The sequence below is a fragment of the Citrobacter sp. Ce119 genome (assembly GCF_030334525.1).
Taxonomy (GTDB): domain Bacteria; phylum Pseudomonadota; class Gammaproteobacteria; order Enterobacterales; family Enterobacteriaceae; genus Citrobacter; species Citrobacter europaeus.
This window is the reverse complement of sequence record NZ_JAOWDR010000059.1, coordinates 37,034-52,846: the sequence shown is the minus strand read 5'-3', so window position 1 is coordinate 52,846 and position 15,813 is coordinate 37,034. Positions and strand designations below refer to the sequence as shown.

The window sequence follows — 15,813 nt, the reverse complement described above, 5'->3', positions numbered from 1 at the left end:
TGTAAGCCTTATTTTATTGAAGCACGCAGGATAGCTAACACGTGTACGCTGAACAAGTCCGATCAGTTCGGAATAATCCAGTTCAGCCAACGTAGCGGCCAGGGAAAACGGTGACGACCTTCCTGTTGCGTTGCTGTCGCAATACGCTCCTGGATAGTTTGCATCAGCGTTGTCTGGCCTTCGCCATCCCACACCAGATTTAATAACAGCGGCAGCGCATCGGTTACGTCGTCCACCGCCCAGATAGTGAATTTTTCTTCTTCTATGGCCTGTAGCAGTGCGGGCTGCAGGCTCAGGTGTCTGACGTTCGCTGAAGGAATGATAACGCCCTGCGTGCCTGTTAGCTCACGCTGTTGGCAGATGGTGAAGAAACCTTCAATTTTCTCGTTCAGACCGCCAACAGGTTGCGCCCGACCAAACTGATCGACAGAACCGGTAATGGCGATGCTTTGATTTACAGGAACGTCGGCGAGGGCGCTAATTAATGCGCACAGTTCGGCCATGGACGCACTGTCGCCGTCTACTTCGCTGTAGGATTGCTCAAAGGTCAGCGAGGCGGAGAAGGGGATTTGCTGCTCAAGCTGGAGTTCCGACATCAGGAACGCCTGCATAATCATCATCCCCTTCGCGTGAATATTTCCGCCGAGCTCGGCTTTGCGCTCAATATCCGTAAATTCGCCATCGCCAATGTGAACCACACAACTGATGCGTGAAGGTTCTCCAAATGCGCGTGGGTGGCCAGGAAATTCAATCACCGACAGGGCGTTGATTTGGCCGATACGCTTGCCTTCCGTCTCGATCAGGATCTGTTCCTGCAAGATCTCATCCTGCATACGTTCGGCGAGGAAACCTTCTCGCCATTCGCGCTGGGCCAGCATCAGGCTGAACTGCTCAGCATTGCAGGTTTCGCTCTCGCATAACGGTGCTACTTCTTTGAACTGCCGGGTTATCCACAGCGGATTAAGCGGCAATGTATCCTGTTCACCGGTATAGCGAACAGCTTCACGGATTAGCACTTGCCAGGCATCAGGGGCTGGGTAGGGTAAATTATTGCGCGTAGCGGTATGCGTTACCCACTGACACCACTGCGTCATGGTTTCGGCATCCACAATCTGCAGATTATCTTCAAACTCGCTATAAATAGCCTGCTCAGCCAGCTCAGGTTCCATGTCCTGGAAATCTGCCAGTGATTCACGCTCACCGACTAATACCACTTTCAGTTTAAGGGGCATAGATGGAACGGAGACGGGCAGTGGGCGAGACTCATCAAAAGCTACCCAGTCAAAACGCTCGTGGCTGACAATGGCTTTCAGGCGCATCCACAGCAATGGTTGGGCCAGCAGGGTGCGCAATGAAATAACCAGCACACCACCGTTGGCCTGGTGCACAAGACCTGGCTGCAGGGTAACTTCGCCGTTGAACTGGCGCAGACAGCCAAACAGTTGTTCGGCTTCAACCCAGTCAGCGCTGACTACCTGAGTTAACGTGGCAAAATTGTCTTCTGCTCTCTCAGCCGCACGATAGCGGATAGTGTGACCGGAGATATCATAATGCCCCCCGGTGAGACTTCCTGCATCTGAATGCAGAGGCCGTGCAGCCTTTGCGATAAGGTCGATATACTCAAGCTCTTCCGGCGCTTTTACCAGCATAAACGAGGACGTCGTCCAGTGCTGTAGAAGCTGCTCTAGCGCAAATTGTAAACGTGGCTGAGTCTCACTAAGTAAGGTATCGGTGTCGTCAGTGACGTGCGGCTGTGCAAATACTTCCTGATAACTATCGGTATCAGGAACCAGATCACGCCATGCAAGTTTCGTAATGGTCAAAGTTGATGTTTTTTAGTCTGTTGTAAAAAACGAGATTATACCGTAACCATCATCACTGCACACGTGGAAAGCGCCGTGAAACGGATGTGATGGCACGCGACAGTTCACAGGCTGGATATTCTTTTCTTCAGATGCCGAAAAAGCTGATATTCTGATAAGAGTTACACGGTAACATTGAGATCGCAATGAAATATCAACAACTTGAAAACCTTGAAAGCGGCTGGAAATGGAAGTATCTGGTGAAGAAGCATCGTGAGGGGGAATTAATCACCCGTTACGTAGAGGCCAGCGCTGCCGAAGAAGCCGTTGATTTGTTGCTAACCCTCGAAAATGAACCGGTTCGGGTTAACTCCTGGATTGAAGAACACATGAACTCTGCGCTGCTAAATCGTATGAAACAAACCATACGAGCGCGGCGTAAGCGGCACTTTAACGCTGAGCATCAGCATACGCGAAAGAAATCAATCGATCTGGAATTTATGGTCTGGCAGCGCTTAGCAGGACTTGCGCAGCGGCGTGGAAAAACGCTTTCTGAAACCATTGTGCAACTGATTGAAGATGCGGAGCATAAAGAGAAGTACGCGAACAAAATGTCGACATTGAAGCAGGATTTACAGGCGCTGCTGGGAAAAGAATAACGACAGAATGGCGATATGTTTGTTTACAGTGATGCTTTGACTGATAAAAGGTGAAAAAAAACCCCGCAAAGCGGGGTTTTTTATAAGACGATAACTTAAGCCTGAGGCTGAGTTACAACGTCTTTGATACCTTTAACTTCGATCTCAACACGACGATCCGGAGCCAGGCAGTCGATCAGTGCAGCGCGAGCTTTCACGTTGTCACAGGTGTTGCCAGTAACCGGGTTGGATTCGCCCATGCCACGTGCAGAGATTTTGTCAGAAGGAATACCTTTAGAGATCAGGTAATCAACAACGGACTGAGCACGTTTCTCGGACAGACCCTGGTTGTAAGCGTCAGAACCGATGCGGTCAGTGAAGCCCAGAACAACTACGGAACCGTCTTTCGGATCCAGGTTGCTCAGCTGGCTGTACATCTGATCCAGAGCCTGCTGGCCTTCTGGTTTCAGAGTAGCTTTGTTGAAGTTGAACAGAACGTCAGACTTCAGAGTGAAGTGCTTGGTCTGTACTTCTGGAGCCGGAGCCGGAGCAACAACTACTGGAGCTGCTTCTTCCTGCTGACCGAAACGGTAAGAAACACCAACGCTCAACAGACCGTTATCCGGACGACCACCAACGGTGTTCGCGTCACCGATGTTGTTGGTCCACTGGTATTCCAGACGGGTAGCGATTTCAGGAGTAATTGCATACTCTACGCCACCAGCGAATACTGGGGATACACCAGTGTCGTGGTCTTTGAAGCCTTCGTTGTTTTTAGCGTCTGCACGCCAAACCATACCACCCAGACGGGTATAAACGTCCAGATCGTCAGTGATTGGGTAACCCAGTTTAGCGGTCAGCTGAACGCCCTGAGCTTTGAAAGCGCCGTTATTGTGGGTAGCATCAGTAGCGCCTTTGTACGGCATACGACCTAACCAGTCGTAACCCATTTCGAAACCAACATACGGGTTAACCTGGTAACCACCGAACGCACCAGCACCAAGTTGACTTTCGTGGGTAGGACCGGAGTTGTTGATCTGGTTGTTGCCAATATCATGGTACTGAGACCAGCCCAGTTTAGCACCAGTGTACCAGGTGTTATCTTTCGGAGCGGCCTGCGCCACGGTAGCGAAACCAGCCAGTGCCACTGCAATTGCGATAGCTGTCTTTTTCATTTTTTGCGCCTCGTTATCATCCAAAATTCGCCATGAATATCTCCGAAGAGAGATAACACGGTTAAATCCTTCACCCGGGGACCAGTTCAATAGTTACTCTACCGATATCTGCGGCTTACGCCGAGCACCCCTGGCGATGTAAAGTCTACAACGTAGTTGAAAACTTACAAGTGTGAAGTCCGTCAGGCATATGAAAAAAAAAGGCTTGTATACACAATATTTAACATTTATAGATGAATAAATGTACTGAGGATTTCCTGAAAACCGCTTCAGACAGGCCTTCAGCCGGAAAACACGTTATAGCTCAACGGCAATTTAAAACATGAAAAAAAATTCCAGGATAAATCCTAATTTTACTCAATGATACAAATTCGAGTGAATTTTTAGCCCGGAATGCTGTCTCCCCGCAAGTGTCTGAGCGCGAACAGGACGCATGATAAACCCCATCGCATTACCTTCATCTGCCGCTTTTACCAGCTCGGCATGTTCATCTTCGGTTAATTCTTCCGTCAGCCAGCCGATGACAGCGCTGTAGTTACCTGTGCGCAGCGCTCGAACCATCGATTCCAGCGTATTGCAGGGGGAGAGCTGGCTGATTTGCATGACTTTGGTCAATGGAAGCCCAGCCGACTGTACCCACTCACGGCTTAATTTTTGCTGAGGGGTCAGCCACAGCTGCCAGCGTGATTGCTGCCCTAACTGTTGCAGCAGGGGCAGCAGCAGAAGCTGCGTCATCATGGGCTGGTCTTCGCGATAGACCACTTCACTGATAAGCCCAGCGGTAGCATTCTCTGATGAAACGCGCGCAATACTGCTTGATGCGGAAGAGAACGACGAAGAACGATTTGCATAGCCTGAAGTGTACATAATCAATCCAGCCCTGTGAGTTACTGTATGGATATACAGTAACCCTGCCATCAATAAAGATCAACCTTATTTTCGGAAACAGGTTCGCAATTTTTAGTCGTCGTCACGGGAAACATTAAATTCATCTTGCCCCATACGCATAAGTTGCCTATTTTCGTCATTAACGGATCAGTTACTGCAAATTATTTGCTTACGTTATGATTTAAAAGGATTTTTATGAAAGAGCTTTCTTATGCAAGGATCTATAAATCACAAGAATATCTGGCTTCTCTGGGAACAATTCACTATCGCTCACTGTTTGGTGGCTACAGTCTGACGGTTGGCGATACGGTCTTTGCCATGGTCGCCAGCGGTGAGTTATATCTGCGCGCCTGTGAGCAGAGCGCACAGTACTGTGTGAAAAATTCTCCTGTCTGGCTGACATTTATTAAGCGCGGACGTCCGGTTGTGCTCAATTATTACCAGGTGAACGATGCCCTGTGGCAAAACCAGCAGCAGTTGGTATCGCTATCACGATATTCACTGGATGCAGCCGTTAAGGAAAAACAGAGCCGCTTTGCACAACATCGTCTGCGGGAATTACCGAATATGACGTTTCATCTGGAGACCTTGCTAAACGAAGCAGGTATTAAGGACGAGGGGACATTGCGATCGCTGGGAGCCCAGATGTGCTGGTTGAAACTGCGGCAGAATAACCCGGCGTTGACGGTAAAAATTCTCTATGCCCTTGAAGGGGCGGTCGGCGGAGTGCATGAAGCCGCGCTCCCGGCAACGCGTCGCCAGGAGCTGAGTGAGTGGGTAAGTTCTCTTACGCCGGAACCGGGGTATTAGATGGCAGCACGGCAATTTGTTGCTGTAAACGCCGAATTTCCGGGAGCAGGGCAATCAGTAACCCAACTTGCTGTACGACCAGTGGCTCCTTACTGTCCGGACGTGGCTCGAGATGCTGAATTCGCTGCTTCAGACCGTCCAACGCCTGGTATACGCGCTGTTCGTCGGCAGGTTGATGGTGAAGCGCATCATCTACATAACAGACGGCATCATCCAGCAACGCCAGAACGTCCGGATTAGTTAACTGCTCACGGTGTGCGCCCAAAGCGGAAATGTAGCTGGTAAACGTATGGTTAAGACACAGCAAGCGAAACGCCGTTTCGCGCGTCTGGGCCGTGACATCCGGTTCACTCGACATATTCGACACCACCGAAGCAAGTTCCGCATCACGATTGTGCGCGTCACGACGGGCGATACGGTATGCCAGACGATTGTCACGCCCCTGATGGTATTGCTCGAGAATAGCATCAAGATAACGACAGTTAGCGTCGGTAGCCCGTTCAATCACCCGCGGCAGATTACGAAAACGCCAGTCTGGCCAGATAAAACTAACAGCAGCCCACGCGATGGCACAGCCGATCAGCGTATCTATCACGCGCGGTAGCGCAACCTCGAAACCTTCACCGAGCAGGTTAAAACACAGCAGTACCAGCAGCGTGATAAACATGGTGGCATGCGCGTACTGAACGTTACGAAAGGCAAAAAACAACACGCCGGTGATCACCAGGAGTATCAGTTGCCCTTCGAGAGAAGGTACAAACCACAGGATCGGTAAACCAATGGCGATCCCGACTAATGTGCCGATAATCCTGAGTGCCAGGCGATGCCGGGTGGCGTTGTAGTTTGGCTGGCAGACAAACAGGCTGGTTAACAGGATCCAGTACCCGTGGTTCATGCCGGTTATCTGGATAATGGCATAGCCGACGCAAAGTACCAGCGACATGCGGACAGCATGGCGAAACAGGGCCGACTCAGGCGTGAAATTACGGCTCAGCCGTAACCAGATATCGCTGAATCCATGCGGACTGTCATCGGCAAGCTGGTTTTCAGACTCATTACGAGAAAGGACCTGGGCCTGTTCGGACTCAATGGTTGCCAACTGGGCATCGATGGCCCGTAGGTTTGACAGCAAAAATCCCAACGTGTTGAGCAGGTCGGCAGGCTCACCACTCGCGCGCATGCGCTCAAGCGCAGCATCTATATGGGTGAAGACGCGCTCAAAGTGTGGATCGTGCTGATAAGGCGTACGTAATAAAATACAACGAGACAGTTGTGCACACGCCTGTCCCTGCATCGACATCAGGCGCTGGAAGCGAAACATCACGTCGCTGTGGCGGAAATGGTCGCGCAGCGTTTGATACTGAATATGCGAGGAACTTGCGCGTTCGTGAATATCCTGCGCCACAAAATAGTAATGTAGCGTGCGACGTGTTCCGCGCTGTCCGCGATCGCCACGCAGGCGAGTCAGCAAAGATACCTTCGTCTGGTTTAACGTCGCCATCAGTTGCCCATTCGCAAGGGCCAAATCATACAACGGCGCCTGGCTTTCATCTTCTATATCGGGATCAAACAGACGCGATTTCAGTTCCAGGTAGTGCGCTAACTGTTCGTAGCTACGCGCCAGATTGTCCTGCAAGGGGCGGATGGGAAACAGAAGATGGCCGGTCAGGGTTAACAGGTTGTACCAAATGGCGCCAGCCAGCAGCAGGATCGGCTGCTGATACCACTGATCGTAAAGCGAGGTGCCCAGCATCGTGTAAATGGCAATCAGCAACGCGCCAAAGGCGATGGTTGCATAGCGCTGGCCTAAACCCCCGAGCAGTATAAAGCCGCTGGTGGAAAGCGTTAACCCAATCGCAAACAGCCATGGCCATGGGAAGAGCAGTTCGACCGAGGCCGAGGCAATGAAAAAGCACACCAGCGTGATGATTAAATTGCGCAGGCGGCCTGCAAGACGATCGTCCAGGTCGGTAAGCGCGGCAGCGACCATGCCCAGCGTGAGCGGAATGGTCAGCTTAACGTCGCCCAGCCACCAGGGCAGCGCCGTTGTGCCGCAAAGTGCGATAAAAATTCGCACGTAGTAAAGCCAGGTGCTGTTCCAGGTATAGCGTTTGAGCAGAGGACTTAACATAAAGGCCATCGGTCCTGATTATTCGAAGCGACGACGCGCATTAGCTTCACGCGCTGCGCGAGCTACTTCTACGGATACCACCCGGCGACCAACTGGCCACAGTGCAATCGCCGCGATTTTGAAATTCGCAATGCCTACCGGGATACCAATAATCGTAATGCACTGGGCAATACCGGAGACTATGTGCATCAGGCACAACCACCAGCCGAAAAAAATCAGCCAGAAAATATTGAGCACCGTGCCGCCAGTATTCAACAGGACGTTTTTGCCCGCTGGATTAAGCTCATCGACATGAATCGCTTCGTTGCCATAAGGAAACAGCGAGAGCCGGGTTATTTCCCAGCAGGAGCGGGTCAGGGGGAGAGTAAAAATAAGCACGATACTGACCAGCGTAGCCAGTAGCCAGGCTAAGGTGGTGGCGAATCCACCGAGCACAAAATTTAAAATATTCAGAACAGTACGCATAAACCCTCGGTTAACTCTGGTTTTCTGTGAATTCGGCAATTGTAACGTTTTTTTGGGCTGGAGCACGTTTTCTCTGGCGGTTACACTGATAAGCAAATCTCTTCGTGTGGATCCGCTTGAGTCTTATGGAACTGAAAGCAACTTCTCTTGGAAAACGTCTGGCACAACACCCTTACGATCGGGCCGTTATTCTTAATGCCGGGATTAAGGTTTCCGGCGATCGTCACGAGTATCTTATTCCCTTCAATCAGTTACTGGCTATCCATTGTAAACGCGGTCTGGTATGGGGCGAGCTGGAGTTTGTACTCCCGGACGATAAAGTGGTACGTCTTCACGGTACGGAATGGGCGGAAACCCAGCGCTTTCATCACCATTTGAATTCGCTCTGGCAGCAGTGGAGCCAGGAAATGAGCGACGTCGCTGCGGGAGTTTTACACCAACAACTCGAGGCGATTGCGGCGCGTACCAGTGAAAATAAATGGCTGACGCGCGAGCAGACGTCAGGACTACAGCAGCAGATCCGTCGTACTTTTGCCGCACTGCCGCTCCCGCTCAATCGGTTGGAAGAATTTGAAAATTGCCGTGAAGCGTTACGCCAATGCCAGGCATGGTTGAAAGACATTGAAGCTTGTCGCTTACAGCACAACCAGGCGTACACCGATGCCATGCTGGAAGAGCATGGCGAATTTTTCCAGCAAATTGAATCCTCGCCGTTGAATCCGGCCCAGGCGCGGGCGGTGGTGAATGGTGAACAATCATTATTGGTTCTTGCGGGTGCCGGAAGCGGAAAAACATCCGTCCTGGTCGCCCGTGCGGGCTGGTTACTTGCGCGGGGGGAAGCGGCAGCTGAACAAATCCTGCTGTTAGCGTTCGGACGTAAAGCGGCCCAGGAGATGGACGATCGCATCCGTGAACGTCTGCATACGGAAGAGATAACCGCACGGACGTTTCATTCACTGGCGCTACACATCATTTCGCAGGGGAGCAAAAAAGTCCCGACGGTCAGCAAGCTGGAAAATGATGCCTCTGCTCGCAGCAAACTTTTTATAACGACATGGCGTCAACAGTGTAGTGAGAAAAAGGCGCAGGCCAAGGGCTGGCGGCAATGGTTAGAAGAAGAGATGCAGTGGTCGGTACCTGAAGGTAACTTCTGGGATGACGAAAAATTGCAACGCCGGCTGGCTTCCCGGCTGGATCGCTGGGTCAGCCTGATGCGTATGCATGGCGGAGCGCAGGCGGAGATGATCGCCAATGCTCCGGAGGAGATCCGCGATCTGTTCAGTAAACGCATAAAACTGATGTCACCACTGCTCAAGGCCTGGAAGGGCGCACTGAAAGATGAGAATGCCGTCGATTTTTCCGGATTGATCCATCAGGCAATTGTCATTCTGGAAAAAGGCCGATTTATCAGTCCGTGGAAGCACATTCTGGTTGATGAATTTCAGGATATTTCTCCTCAGCGTGCCGCTTTGTTAGCCGCACTGCGCAAACAAAACTCACAGACTACGCTGTTTGCCGTAGGTGATGACTGGCAGGCAATATATCGATTCAGTGGGGCTCAGCTTTCGTTGACCACCGCATTCCAGCAAAACTTCGGCGAGGGTGATCGTTGTAATCTGGATACCACTTACCGTTTTAATAGCCGTATTGGCGAAGTTGCAAACCAGTTTATCCAGCAAAACCCCCATCAGCTTACGAAACCGCTCAACAGTCTGGTGACTGGCGATAAAAAAGCCGTCACGTTGCTCGATGAAAGCCAACTGGATCTGCTGCTGGATAAGCTGTCGGGATTTGTAAAGGCAGACGAGAGAATTCTGGTGCTGGCGCGATACCATCATCTCAAACCGGCCAGTCTGGAGAAAGCAGCCACTCGTTGGCCCAAGCTACAGCTGGAATTTATGACTATCCATGCCAGTAAAGGACAGCAGGTGGATTATGTTATTGTTGTGGGGCTTCATGAAGGGAATGACGGTTTTCCAGCCCCGGCCCGCGAGTCGATTATGGAAGAGGCATTGCTCCCGGCGGTGGAAGATTTCCCGGATGCCGAAGAGAGACGCTTGCTGTATGTGGCGCTAACGCGCGCGCGTCATCGGGTATGGCTACTGTTTAACAAAGACGCGCCATCATGCTTTGTTGATGAGCTTAAGCAATTAGACGTTCCGGTGATCCGGAAACCCTGAAAAGCAGGCGGTAATTACCGCCTGCTTAGCGTTTATTTGAGGCGTTCTGCCAGATAACGGGCGTAATCCGGGATCAGGATGTCCGTTGCATCGTTGAAGTTTGGCGACTGGATAATAAAATCAGCAGTCGACACGTTGGTGGCAACGGGAATGTTCCATACCGTCGCCAGACGCAGCAGGGCTTTGACATCAGGATCGTGGGGTACGGCGTTAAGCGGGTCCCAGAAGAAGATCAGCACATCAATTTTCCCTTCTGAAATCAGCGCACCTACCTGCTGGTCACCGCCCATCGGGCCGCTCAGCATGGCGTTGACGTCCATTCCTGTCGCGCGTTGGATCAAGTTTCCTGTTGTTCCTGTGGCGTACAGAACGTGCTTTTCCAGCAACGGCTGGTGGCGTTCTACCCAGCTCATCAGCATCTTTTTACAGTGATCGTGTGCAACCAACGCAATGTGTTTACGCGCTGGCAATGTGCGAGTCGTTAATTCCATAGTACAGCTCCCAAGTTAACCTGGTTACAGAGTACTGGAAGCTCTTGACGCTGCAAGAGAAAGACCAAAAAAATGCGTATGCGAACATAAATGTCATGAAGGCGGCTGTTTCTGAGCCCATTGCAAAAAGTTACTTCGCGTTTGTGCGTCGGCCTGCTGGAACCAATATTTTAAACGCTGCTCGGTCAGCGTTTGCGACTGGGGCGGCACGCGATCCAGTTCAGATACCCCGGAAAGTAGCGAACTGTCATCGGCCATCATCGTAGCAAACTGCGGTAATGAAGCATGTTTAGCCGCTTTGTTATAGCGTTCAGTCTCCATTTCATAATCCACGATTTTTGCCGTGGAGGTGATAGACAAAATATCCAGCTTGACGGGGATAGGCATGGCATCCCCATCCAGCAGTTCCACGCGTGGAGCGTCATCGAAATGCGTTGCGTCCCGCTCATTGTTCAGCCGCGGAAGGTGGAAATTAACCTGGCTGACGAGTTGGGTATCAAAGCTGATGACCAGCGGAGGCGAAATGTACAGACGTTCTTCGTGACTCGATAAACGAATGGTTTTTTCTACACGAAATACAAGCTGGTGCCGACCATTTTCCAGCTCAATACTTTCGGCACCACGCAGTAATGAGCTGGAGACTTTTTTTCCGTCCAGCACCAGAAGGTCAATATCATTAGACAGGCGTAAAGAGGTAGCAAAAACGGTTACCGGCAAACACAGGGCAATTAAGGCTGTCACAATGCCGGCTTTCATAGGTTTCTCCTGTCCAGAAAATATCTGCAAACATGTATCTAAATTTTTCGATAATCATGTTTACTAACATATAGACATATTTTTGAGTTTAGCTCTCATGCGCCAGTATGGGATGAATGGTTGCAGGGGCAGGTTTGTCGTACACTTTGCTAAACAGCCTGGAGGAAAATGATGAAAGAGACCGATATTGCTGGCATTTTGACATCTACTCGTACGATTGCACTGGTTGGCGCAAGCGATAAACCCGATCGCCCAAGCTATCGCGTGATGAAATATTTACTCGATCAGGGCTATCACGTTATTCCCGTTTCACCGAAGGTTGCCGGGAAAACGCTGCTGGGGCAGCAGGGCTATGCAACGCTGGCGGATGTGCCAGAGAAAGTGGATATGGTCGATGTCTTCCGTAATTCTGAAGCGGCCTGGGGCGTTGCTCAGGAGGCTATCGCCATTGGTGCTAAGACGCTGTGGATGCAGCTTGGCGTCATTAACGAGCAGGCGGCCGTGCTGGCGCGTGATGCGGGGCTGGCGGTAGTGATGGACCGCTGCCCGGCGATCGAGATCCCGCGACTGGGGCTGGCGAAGTAGGATTGGGCTGTAGCCGTATGAAATGCACAGGCCCGATAAGCAAAGCGCCATCGGGCCTGTGTTAGGATCAATTACGCAGGCGCGGAGCCTGAAGCTGTTTACGGATTGTTCGCGCCAGTTCATCCATCGACGGTTGCTCCGGATGTTCTTCCTGCAGTTCGCTACTCAACTGTGCTTCGGCCAGATACGTATGCACTGGCAGACCATTATCGTCTTCCATCACCACGTGATACCAGGGAGCGGCGCGAAGTTCGTCGTTAACCGCCAACTCATCGGCTGACGGCTCATCAAGCGAATATTCCGGGTCGATATCCACGACCACTCCGAGGTAACCTAACAGGGAATGGCGGACCTGCTGGCCGATACCGAATTTGCTGGCAATCATAGTCACCTCCCGGGAAATAGATACCCTCTATGTAAGGGTAATATTCCACTTTTCAAGTTACATGATGCGACAGGCAAACCCTTTCAGATACAGCCCTTCCGGGTAGGTAGCGATCACCGGATGATCGGCGGCCTGACGGAACTGCTCTATAAATTGTACATCACGACCAGCATCTATTGCGGCATCGGCGATGATTTTCTGAAATAAATCGGTGGTCATCAGTCCAGAGCAGGAAAATGTCAGCAGTACGCCGCCAGGGTTGAGCAACTGAATTGCCAGCATATTGATGTCTTTATAACCGCGGCAAGCGCCCATCAACTGGCTTTTGTTTTCGACAAATTTCGGCGGATCCATCACGATGACATCAAATTTCTCACCGCGATCGCGATAGGCGCGCAGCAGTTTGAACACATCATCACGCACAAATTCGGCTTTACTCAGATCCAGCTTATTCAGTTCAACGTTCTGGCGGGCAATATCGAGCGCTTCCTGAGAGGTGTCCACGCTGACCACCTGACGGCATCCGCCCATTAATGCTGAGACCGCAAAACCGCCGGTATAAGAGAAACAGTTCAGCACACGCTGGTTCTCCACATAACGGCGCGTGGCCAGGCGGCTGTCGCGTTGATCGAGGTAATAGCCGGTTTTGTGACCATGCTGAATATCAACCAGCAGCTTCATTCCGTGCTCTTCGATAGGCAGCAGGGCAGGAGGCAGTTCGCCCGTTACTGGCCCTTGGGTCAGCTCCATACCTTCTTTTTTACGCACGGCCACATCGCTACGGTCATAAATGGCACAGTCAGGGAAAACAATTTGCAGGGCGCTAATTAGTGCGGCGCGTTGATATTCAGCACCGGCGCTGAGCAACTGCAACACCAGGAAGTTGCCGAAGCGGTCAATAGTGACACCCGGCAGACCATCGGATTCTCCGGCGATCAGACGATAGCTGTCCAGACCGTCTTTTTTCGCCAGCCAGTCACGCCATGTCTGAGCCTGCTGCAGACGACGGGTAAAGAAATCAATATCGATGGATTCAGACTTGTCGAAGGTCCAGACGCGTGCACGGATCTGTGACGCCGGTGAGAAGGCACCGCGTGCTAGCCATTTACCCTGGTGGTCAACAATATCAACGGTTTCACCAAGGTTGGCTTTACCTTCCATACGGGCGACAGCACCGGAAAATACCCACGGATGGCGGCGAAGTAATGATTTTTCGCGCCCCTTGGCTAACACTAAACGAGGATAATGTGGAATTGTAGATTCAGTCATGCGGAGCAACCTCTCACAAACAGTGACGCGGGCTGGAGTAAAGTACCAACCTGAAACCATTAAAATAAAATGGCGCGTAGAGTAGCACAGATGGTGAGGCCAATCATCAGCGTATGACGTTGAGCGTTTCGGCACAAAACGCTATCACAGAGGCACAGTTTCTTTTATGCCCACCGTTTACATTGCTATTTCTTAATCAGAAAAGGAAATGCAATGAAAGCTGTCTACTCATTGGCTACCGCTGCCATTGTCGCGTTGAGTTTTAATGCCTCTGCCGCCTCGACGTTTCGCCTCAACAGCACCGACATACCCGCTAACCTGCAGTTAACGCAAAAACAGGTGTTTAAGGGATTTGGCTGCAGTGGCGACAATATCTCCCCGCAACTGAGCTGGCAAAATCCCCCAACTGATGCCAAAAGTTTTGCCATTACGCTGTTTGATCCTGATGCGCCAACGGGAAGCGGCTGGTGGCACTGGACCGTCGTAAATATTCCTGCTCAGATCCACACTCTTCCTGGCGGGGCCAGCATGGATAAGTTACCCGCAGGAGCAGTTCAGGGACGCAATGATTTCGGTTATGCTGGATTCGGTGGTGCCTGTCCACCGCCGGGCGATAAACCTCATCGCTATCAGTTTACCGTGTGGGCGTTAAATACAGACGCGTTGCCGATTGACAGTAACGCCAGCGGTGCCCTGGTCGGTTTTATGCTGAACAGCCACGTGATTGCCAAAGCTGAATTAACCGCCACTTACGCAAGAAAATAAAGAGGATAATCTGGTGCAGGATGTACATTTTCGCCATAACAACCTTACCACCGCTGAGGTGCGTTCCGGCCACCTGCACCGCTTGCATCGGGTTAAACTGTTTTCTGCTGCTATTTGCCATATTACGCAGGGAAGTAAGGTCATTATTCAGGATGAAAATCGTCTGGTTGCAGGACCGGGTGAGCTGATTATCATCCCGGCGAATACGCCTCTGGAGATTATTAATCAGCCGGAACAGGGAGCATTTCGCTCGGATTTGCTGTTGCTATCGACGAGCATCATTACCGCGTTTAAAAATAACTGGGTCGAGGATTTCCCTCCGGCAAAATTGACGTCGCTATGTACGCCAATGAGCAACGGACTGGCATTTATGTGGGAAAGCCTGCTGGATGCAGTACGCCAGGACTTACCTGCAAAATTGCAGGAGCATCAGGCGATGGGATTATTGCTGGCGCTACTGCATGATGGTGTGGCAGGGCCTCTGCTTATCGAGCGACGGTTTAATCTTACTGAACAGGTGCGACAACTTATTATGTTATCCCCTGCTAAGCTATGGACAGCCCAGGAGATTGCCGGTCACCTGTCTATCGGTACCTCGACGTTACGCAGACGATTACAGATGGAATCGCAGAGTTACCGGCAGATAGTCGAGGAGGTGCGCATGTCCTGTGCGCTCTCTCAACTACAGTCGACCACGCTGCCGATTGGCGAAATTGCGTTACGCTGTGGCTATCTGTCAGGTTCACGATTTACTGCAAGATTTCGCCAGCATTACGGATGTCTGCCGAAACAGGTGCGATGAGGCCTCGGTACCTGTTCCTTCATTTACGTTGATAAGGAGAACCGCAATGTCGAAAGTTTGCATCATCGCCTGGGTCTATGGCCGGGTTCAGGGGGTAGGATTTCGCTACACCACCCAGCATGAAGCGCAACGGCTGGGGTTGACCGGTTACGCGAAGAATATGGATGACGGCAGCGTAGAGGTTGTCGCCTGCGGTGAAAGCGATCGGGTGGAACAACTGATGAAGTGGTTGAAAGCTGGGGGACCGAGCAGCGCCAGGGTTGATCGGGTTCTCAGTGAACCGCACCGCCCTGGCGACGAGCTAAAGGGATTTAGTATCCGCTATTAAATACATTTCACCGGTTTCGGCAGGCCGGCAATTTTAGTCGCCTGCTTAGCCGGACCTTTCGGAAACAGGCGGTAGAGATAACGACTGTTGCCTTTCTCTTCGCCAAACTTGTTGGCCATCGCCTTTACCAGCATGCGAATAGCAGGGGAGGTATTAAACTCGAGATAAAACTCGCGTACGAAACGCACCACTTCCCAGTGCTCGGGGGAGAGGACGATACCTTCGTTTTCAGCGATTTTCTCCGCCAGCGGCTCGTTCCACAGCGTGGTATCTTTCAGATAGCCTTCGCTATCGGTACTGATTTCTTTACCTTCAAAGATCAACATTATTCGTCACTGCGTTA

At 51.3% G+C, this 15,813-nt stretch carries 17 protein-coding genes; 7 read left to right on the top strand and 10 right to left on the bottom strand.

Annotation, left to right across the window (positions count from 1 at the left end; genetic code table 11):
- Positions 1–62: 62 nt before the first annotated feature.
- Positions 63–1,823: an AAA family ATPase gene (locus OGV80_RS17335; RefSeq protein WP_286515408.1), complete on the bottom strand. Its 1,761-nt coding sequence runs from the start codon at positions 1,821–1,823 to the stop codon at positions 63–65.
- Between the two features lie 185 nt (positions 1,824–2,008).
- Between OGV80_RS17335 and matP the strand changes: the two genes are divergently transcribed.
- A complete protein-coding gene (gene matP / locus OGV80_RS17330) occupies positions 2,009–2,461 on the top strand; it encodes a macrodomain Ter protein MatP (protein WP_043015789.1) in 453 nt (150 codons plus the stop codon).
- A gap of 95 nt (positions 2,462–2,556) precedes the next feature.
- Here matP and ompA read toward each other — a convergent pair whose 3' ends face one another.
- Together ompA and sulA are read right to left on the bottom strand one after the other, a co-directional pair.
- The gene (gene ompA / locus OGV80_RS17325) at positions 2,557–3,615 is read right to left on the bottom strand and encodes a porin OmpA (RefSeq protein WP_016156137.1); all 1,059 of its coding nucleotides are present in this window, start codon (positions 3,613–3,615) and stop codon (positions 2,557–2,559) included.
- Between the two features lie 357 nt (positions 3,616–3,972).
- Positions 3,973–4,482 (bottom strand): SOS-induced cell division inhibitor SulA, encoded by a 510-nt coding sequence (sulA, locus tag OGV80_RS17320; RefSeq protein WP_286515406.1) that lies wholly within the window; start codon positions 4,480–4,482, stop codon positions 3,973–3,975.
- A 216-nt stretch (positions 4,483–4,698) separates the two neighbouring features.
- Here sulA and OGV80_RS17315 point away from each other — a divergent pair, with 216 nt between their 5' ends.
- Positions 4,699–5,313, top strand: a complete 615-nt coding sequence (locus OGV80_RS17315) for a TfoX/Sxy family DNA transformation protein (protein ID WP_286515404.1) — start codon at positions 4,699–4,701, stop codon at positions 5,311–5,313.
- Here the strand turns inward: OGV80_RS17315 and yccS are convergent.
- The gene (yccS, locus tag OGV80_RS17310; protein ID WP_043017873.1) at positions 5,291–7,444 is read right to left on the bottom strand and encodes a YccS family putative transporter; all 2,154 of its coding nucleotides are present in this window, start codon (positions 7,442–7,444) and stop codon (positions 5,291–5,293) included. The two genes, OGV80_RS17315 and yccS, sit on opposite strands and share 23 nt — an antisense overlap.
- 18 nt (positions 7,445–7,462) lie before the next feature.
- Positions 7,463–7,909 (bottom strand): YccF domain-containing protein, encoded by a 447-nt coding sequence (locus tag OGV80_RS17305; RefSeq protein WP_016152485.1) that lies wholly within the window; start codon positions 7,907–7,909, stop codon positions 7,463–7,465.
- A 125-nt stretch (positions 7,910–8,034) separates the two neighbouring features.
- Here OGV80_RS17305 and helD point away from each other — a divergent pair, with 125 nt between their 5' ends.
- Positions 8,035–10,089 carry a DNA helicase IV gene (gene helD, locus OGV80_RS17300; protein ID WP_286515402.1) on the top strand — a complete coding sequence of 685 codons (2,055 nt, stop codon included), beginning with the start codon at positions 8,035–8,037 and terminating at the stop codon, positions 10,087–10,089.
- A gap of 32 nt (positions 10,090–10,121) precedes the next feature.
- On the opposite strand, the gene mgsA is transcribed toward helD, so the two are convergent.
- Together mgsA and csgI are read right to left on the bottom strand one after the other, a co-directional pair.
- Positions 10,122–10,580, bottom strand: a complete 459-nt coding sequence (gene mgsA / locus OGV80_RS17295; RefSeq protein ID WP_016152487.1) for a methylglyoxal synthase — start codon at positions 10,578–10,580, stop codon at positions 10,122–10,124.
- A gap of 93 nt (positions 10,581–10,673) precedes the next feature.
- Positions 10,674–11,336, bottom strand: coding sequence for a curli synthesis inhibitor (csgI, locus tag OGV80_RS17290; protein WP_043015793.1), 663 nt, complete (start codon positions 11,334–11,336; stop codon positions 10,674–10,676).
- 171 nt (positions 11,337–11,507) lie between these two features.
- Here csgI and OGV80_RS17285 point away from each other — a divergent pair, with 171 nt between their 5' ends.
- A complete protein-coding gene (locus OGV80_RS17285; protein ID WP_006685217.1) occupies positions 11,508–11,921 on the top strand; it encodes a CoA-binding protein in 414 nt (137 codons plus the stop codon).
- 67 nt (positions 11,922–11,988) lie between these two features.
- Here OGV80_RS17285 and hspQ read toward each other — a convergent pair whose 3' ends face one another.
- Together hspQ and rlmI are read right to left on the bottom strand one after the other, a co-directional pair.
- Positions 11,989–12,306: a heat shock protein HspQ gene (hspQ, locus tag OGV80_RS17280; RefSeq protein WP_043015794.1), complete on the bottom strand. Its 318-nt coding sequence runs from the start codon at positions 12,304–12,306 to the stop codon at positions 11,989–11,991.
- Positions 12,307–12,363: 57 nt separating this feature from the next.
- Positions 12,364–13,575 (bottom strand): 23S rRNA (cytosine(1962)-C(5))-methyltransferase RlmI, encoded by a 1,212-nt coding sequence (rlmI, locus tag OGV80_RS17275; protein ID WP_075144916.1) that lies wholly within the window; start codon positions 13,573–13,575, stop codon positions 12,364–12,366.
- Positions 13,576–13,788: 213 nt separating this feature from the next.
- On the opposite strand from rlmI, the gene OGV80_RS17270 reads away from it, so the two are divergent.
- The 3 genes from OGV80_RS17270 to yccX are packed head-to-tail and all read left to right on the top strand — an operon-like array spanning position 13,789 to position 15,470.
- A complete protein-coding gene (locus OGV80_RS17270; protein ID WP_075144915.1) occupies positions 13,789–14,340 on the top strand; it encodes a YbhB/YbcL family Raf kinase inhibitor-like protein in 552 nt (183 codons plus the stop codon).
- 13 nt (positions 14,341–14,353) lie between these two features.
- A complete protein-coding gene (locus tag OGV80_RS17265; RefSeq protein ID WP_043015797.1) occupies positions 14,354–15,142 on the top strand; it encodes an AraC family transcriptional regulator in 789 nt (262 codons plus the stop codon).
- Positions 15,143–15,188: 46 nt separating this feature from the next.
- Positions 15,189–15,470, top strand: a complete 282-nt coding sequence (gene yccX, locus OGV80_RS17260) for an acylphosphatase (RefSeq protein WP_020996508.1) — start codon at positions 15,189–15,191, stop codon at positions 15,468–15,470.
- Here the strand turns inward: yccX and tusE are convergent.
- On the bottom strand, positions 15,467–15,796 hold the full coding sequence (gene tusE / locus OGV80_RS17255) for a sulfurtransferase TusE (RefSeq protein WP_087052637.1): 330 nt from the start codon (positions 15,794–15,796) through the stop codon (positions 15,467–15,469). The genes yccX and tusE overlap by 4 nt on opposite strands.
- Between the last annotated feature and the right edge of the window lie 17 nt (positions 15,797–15,813).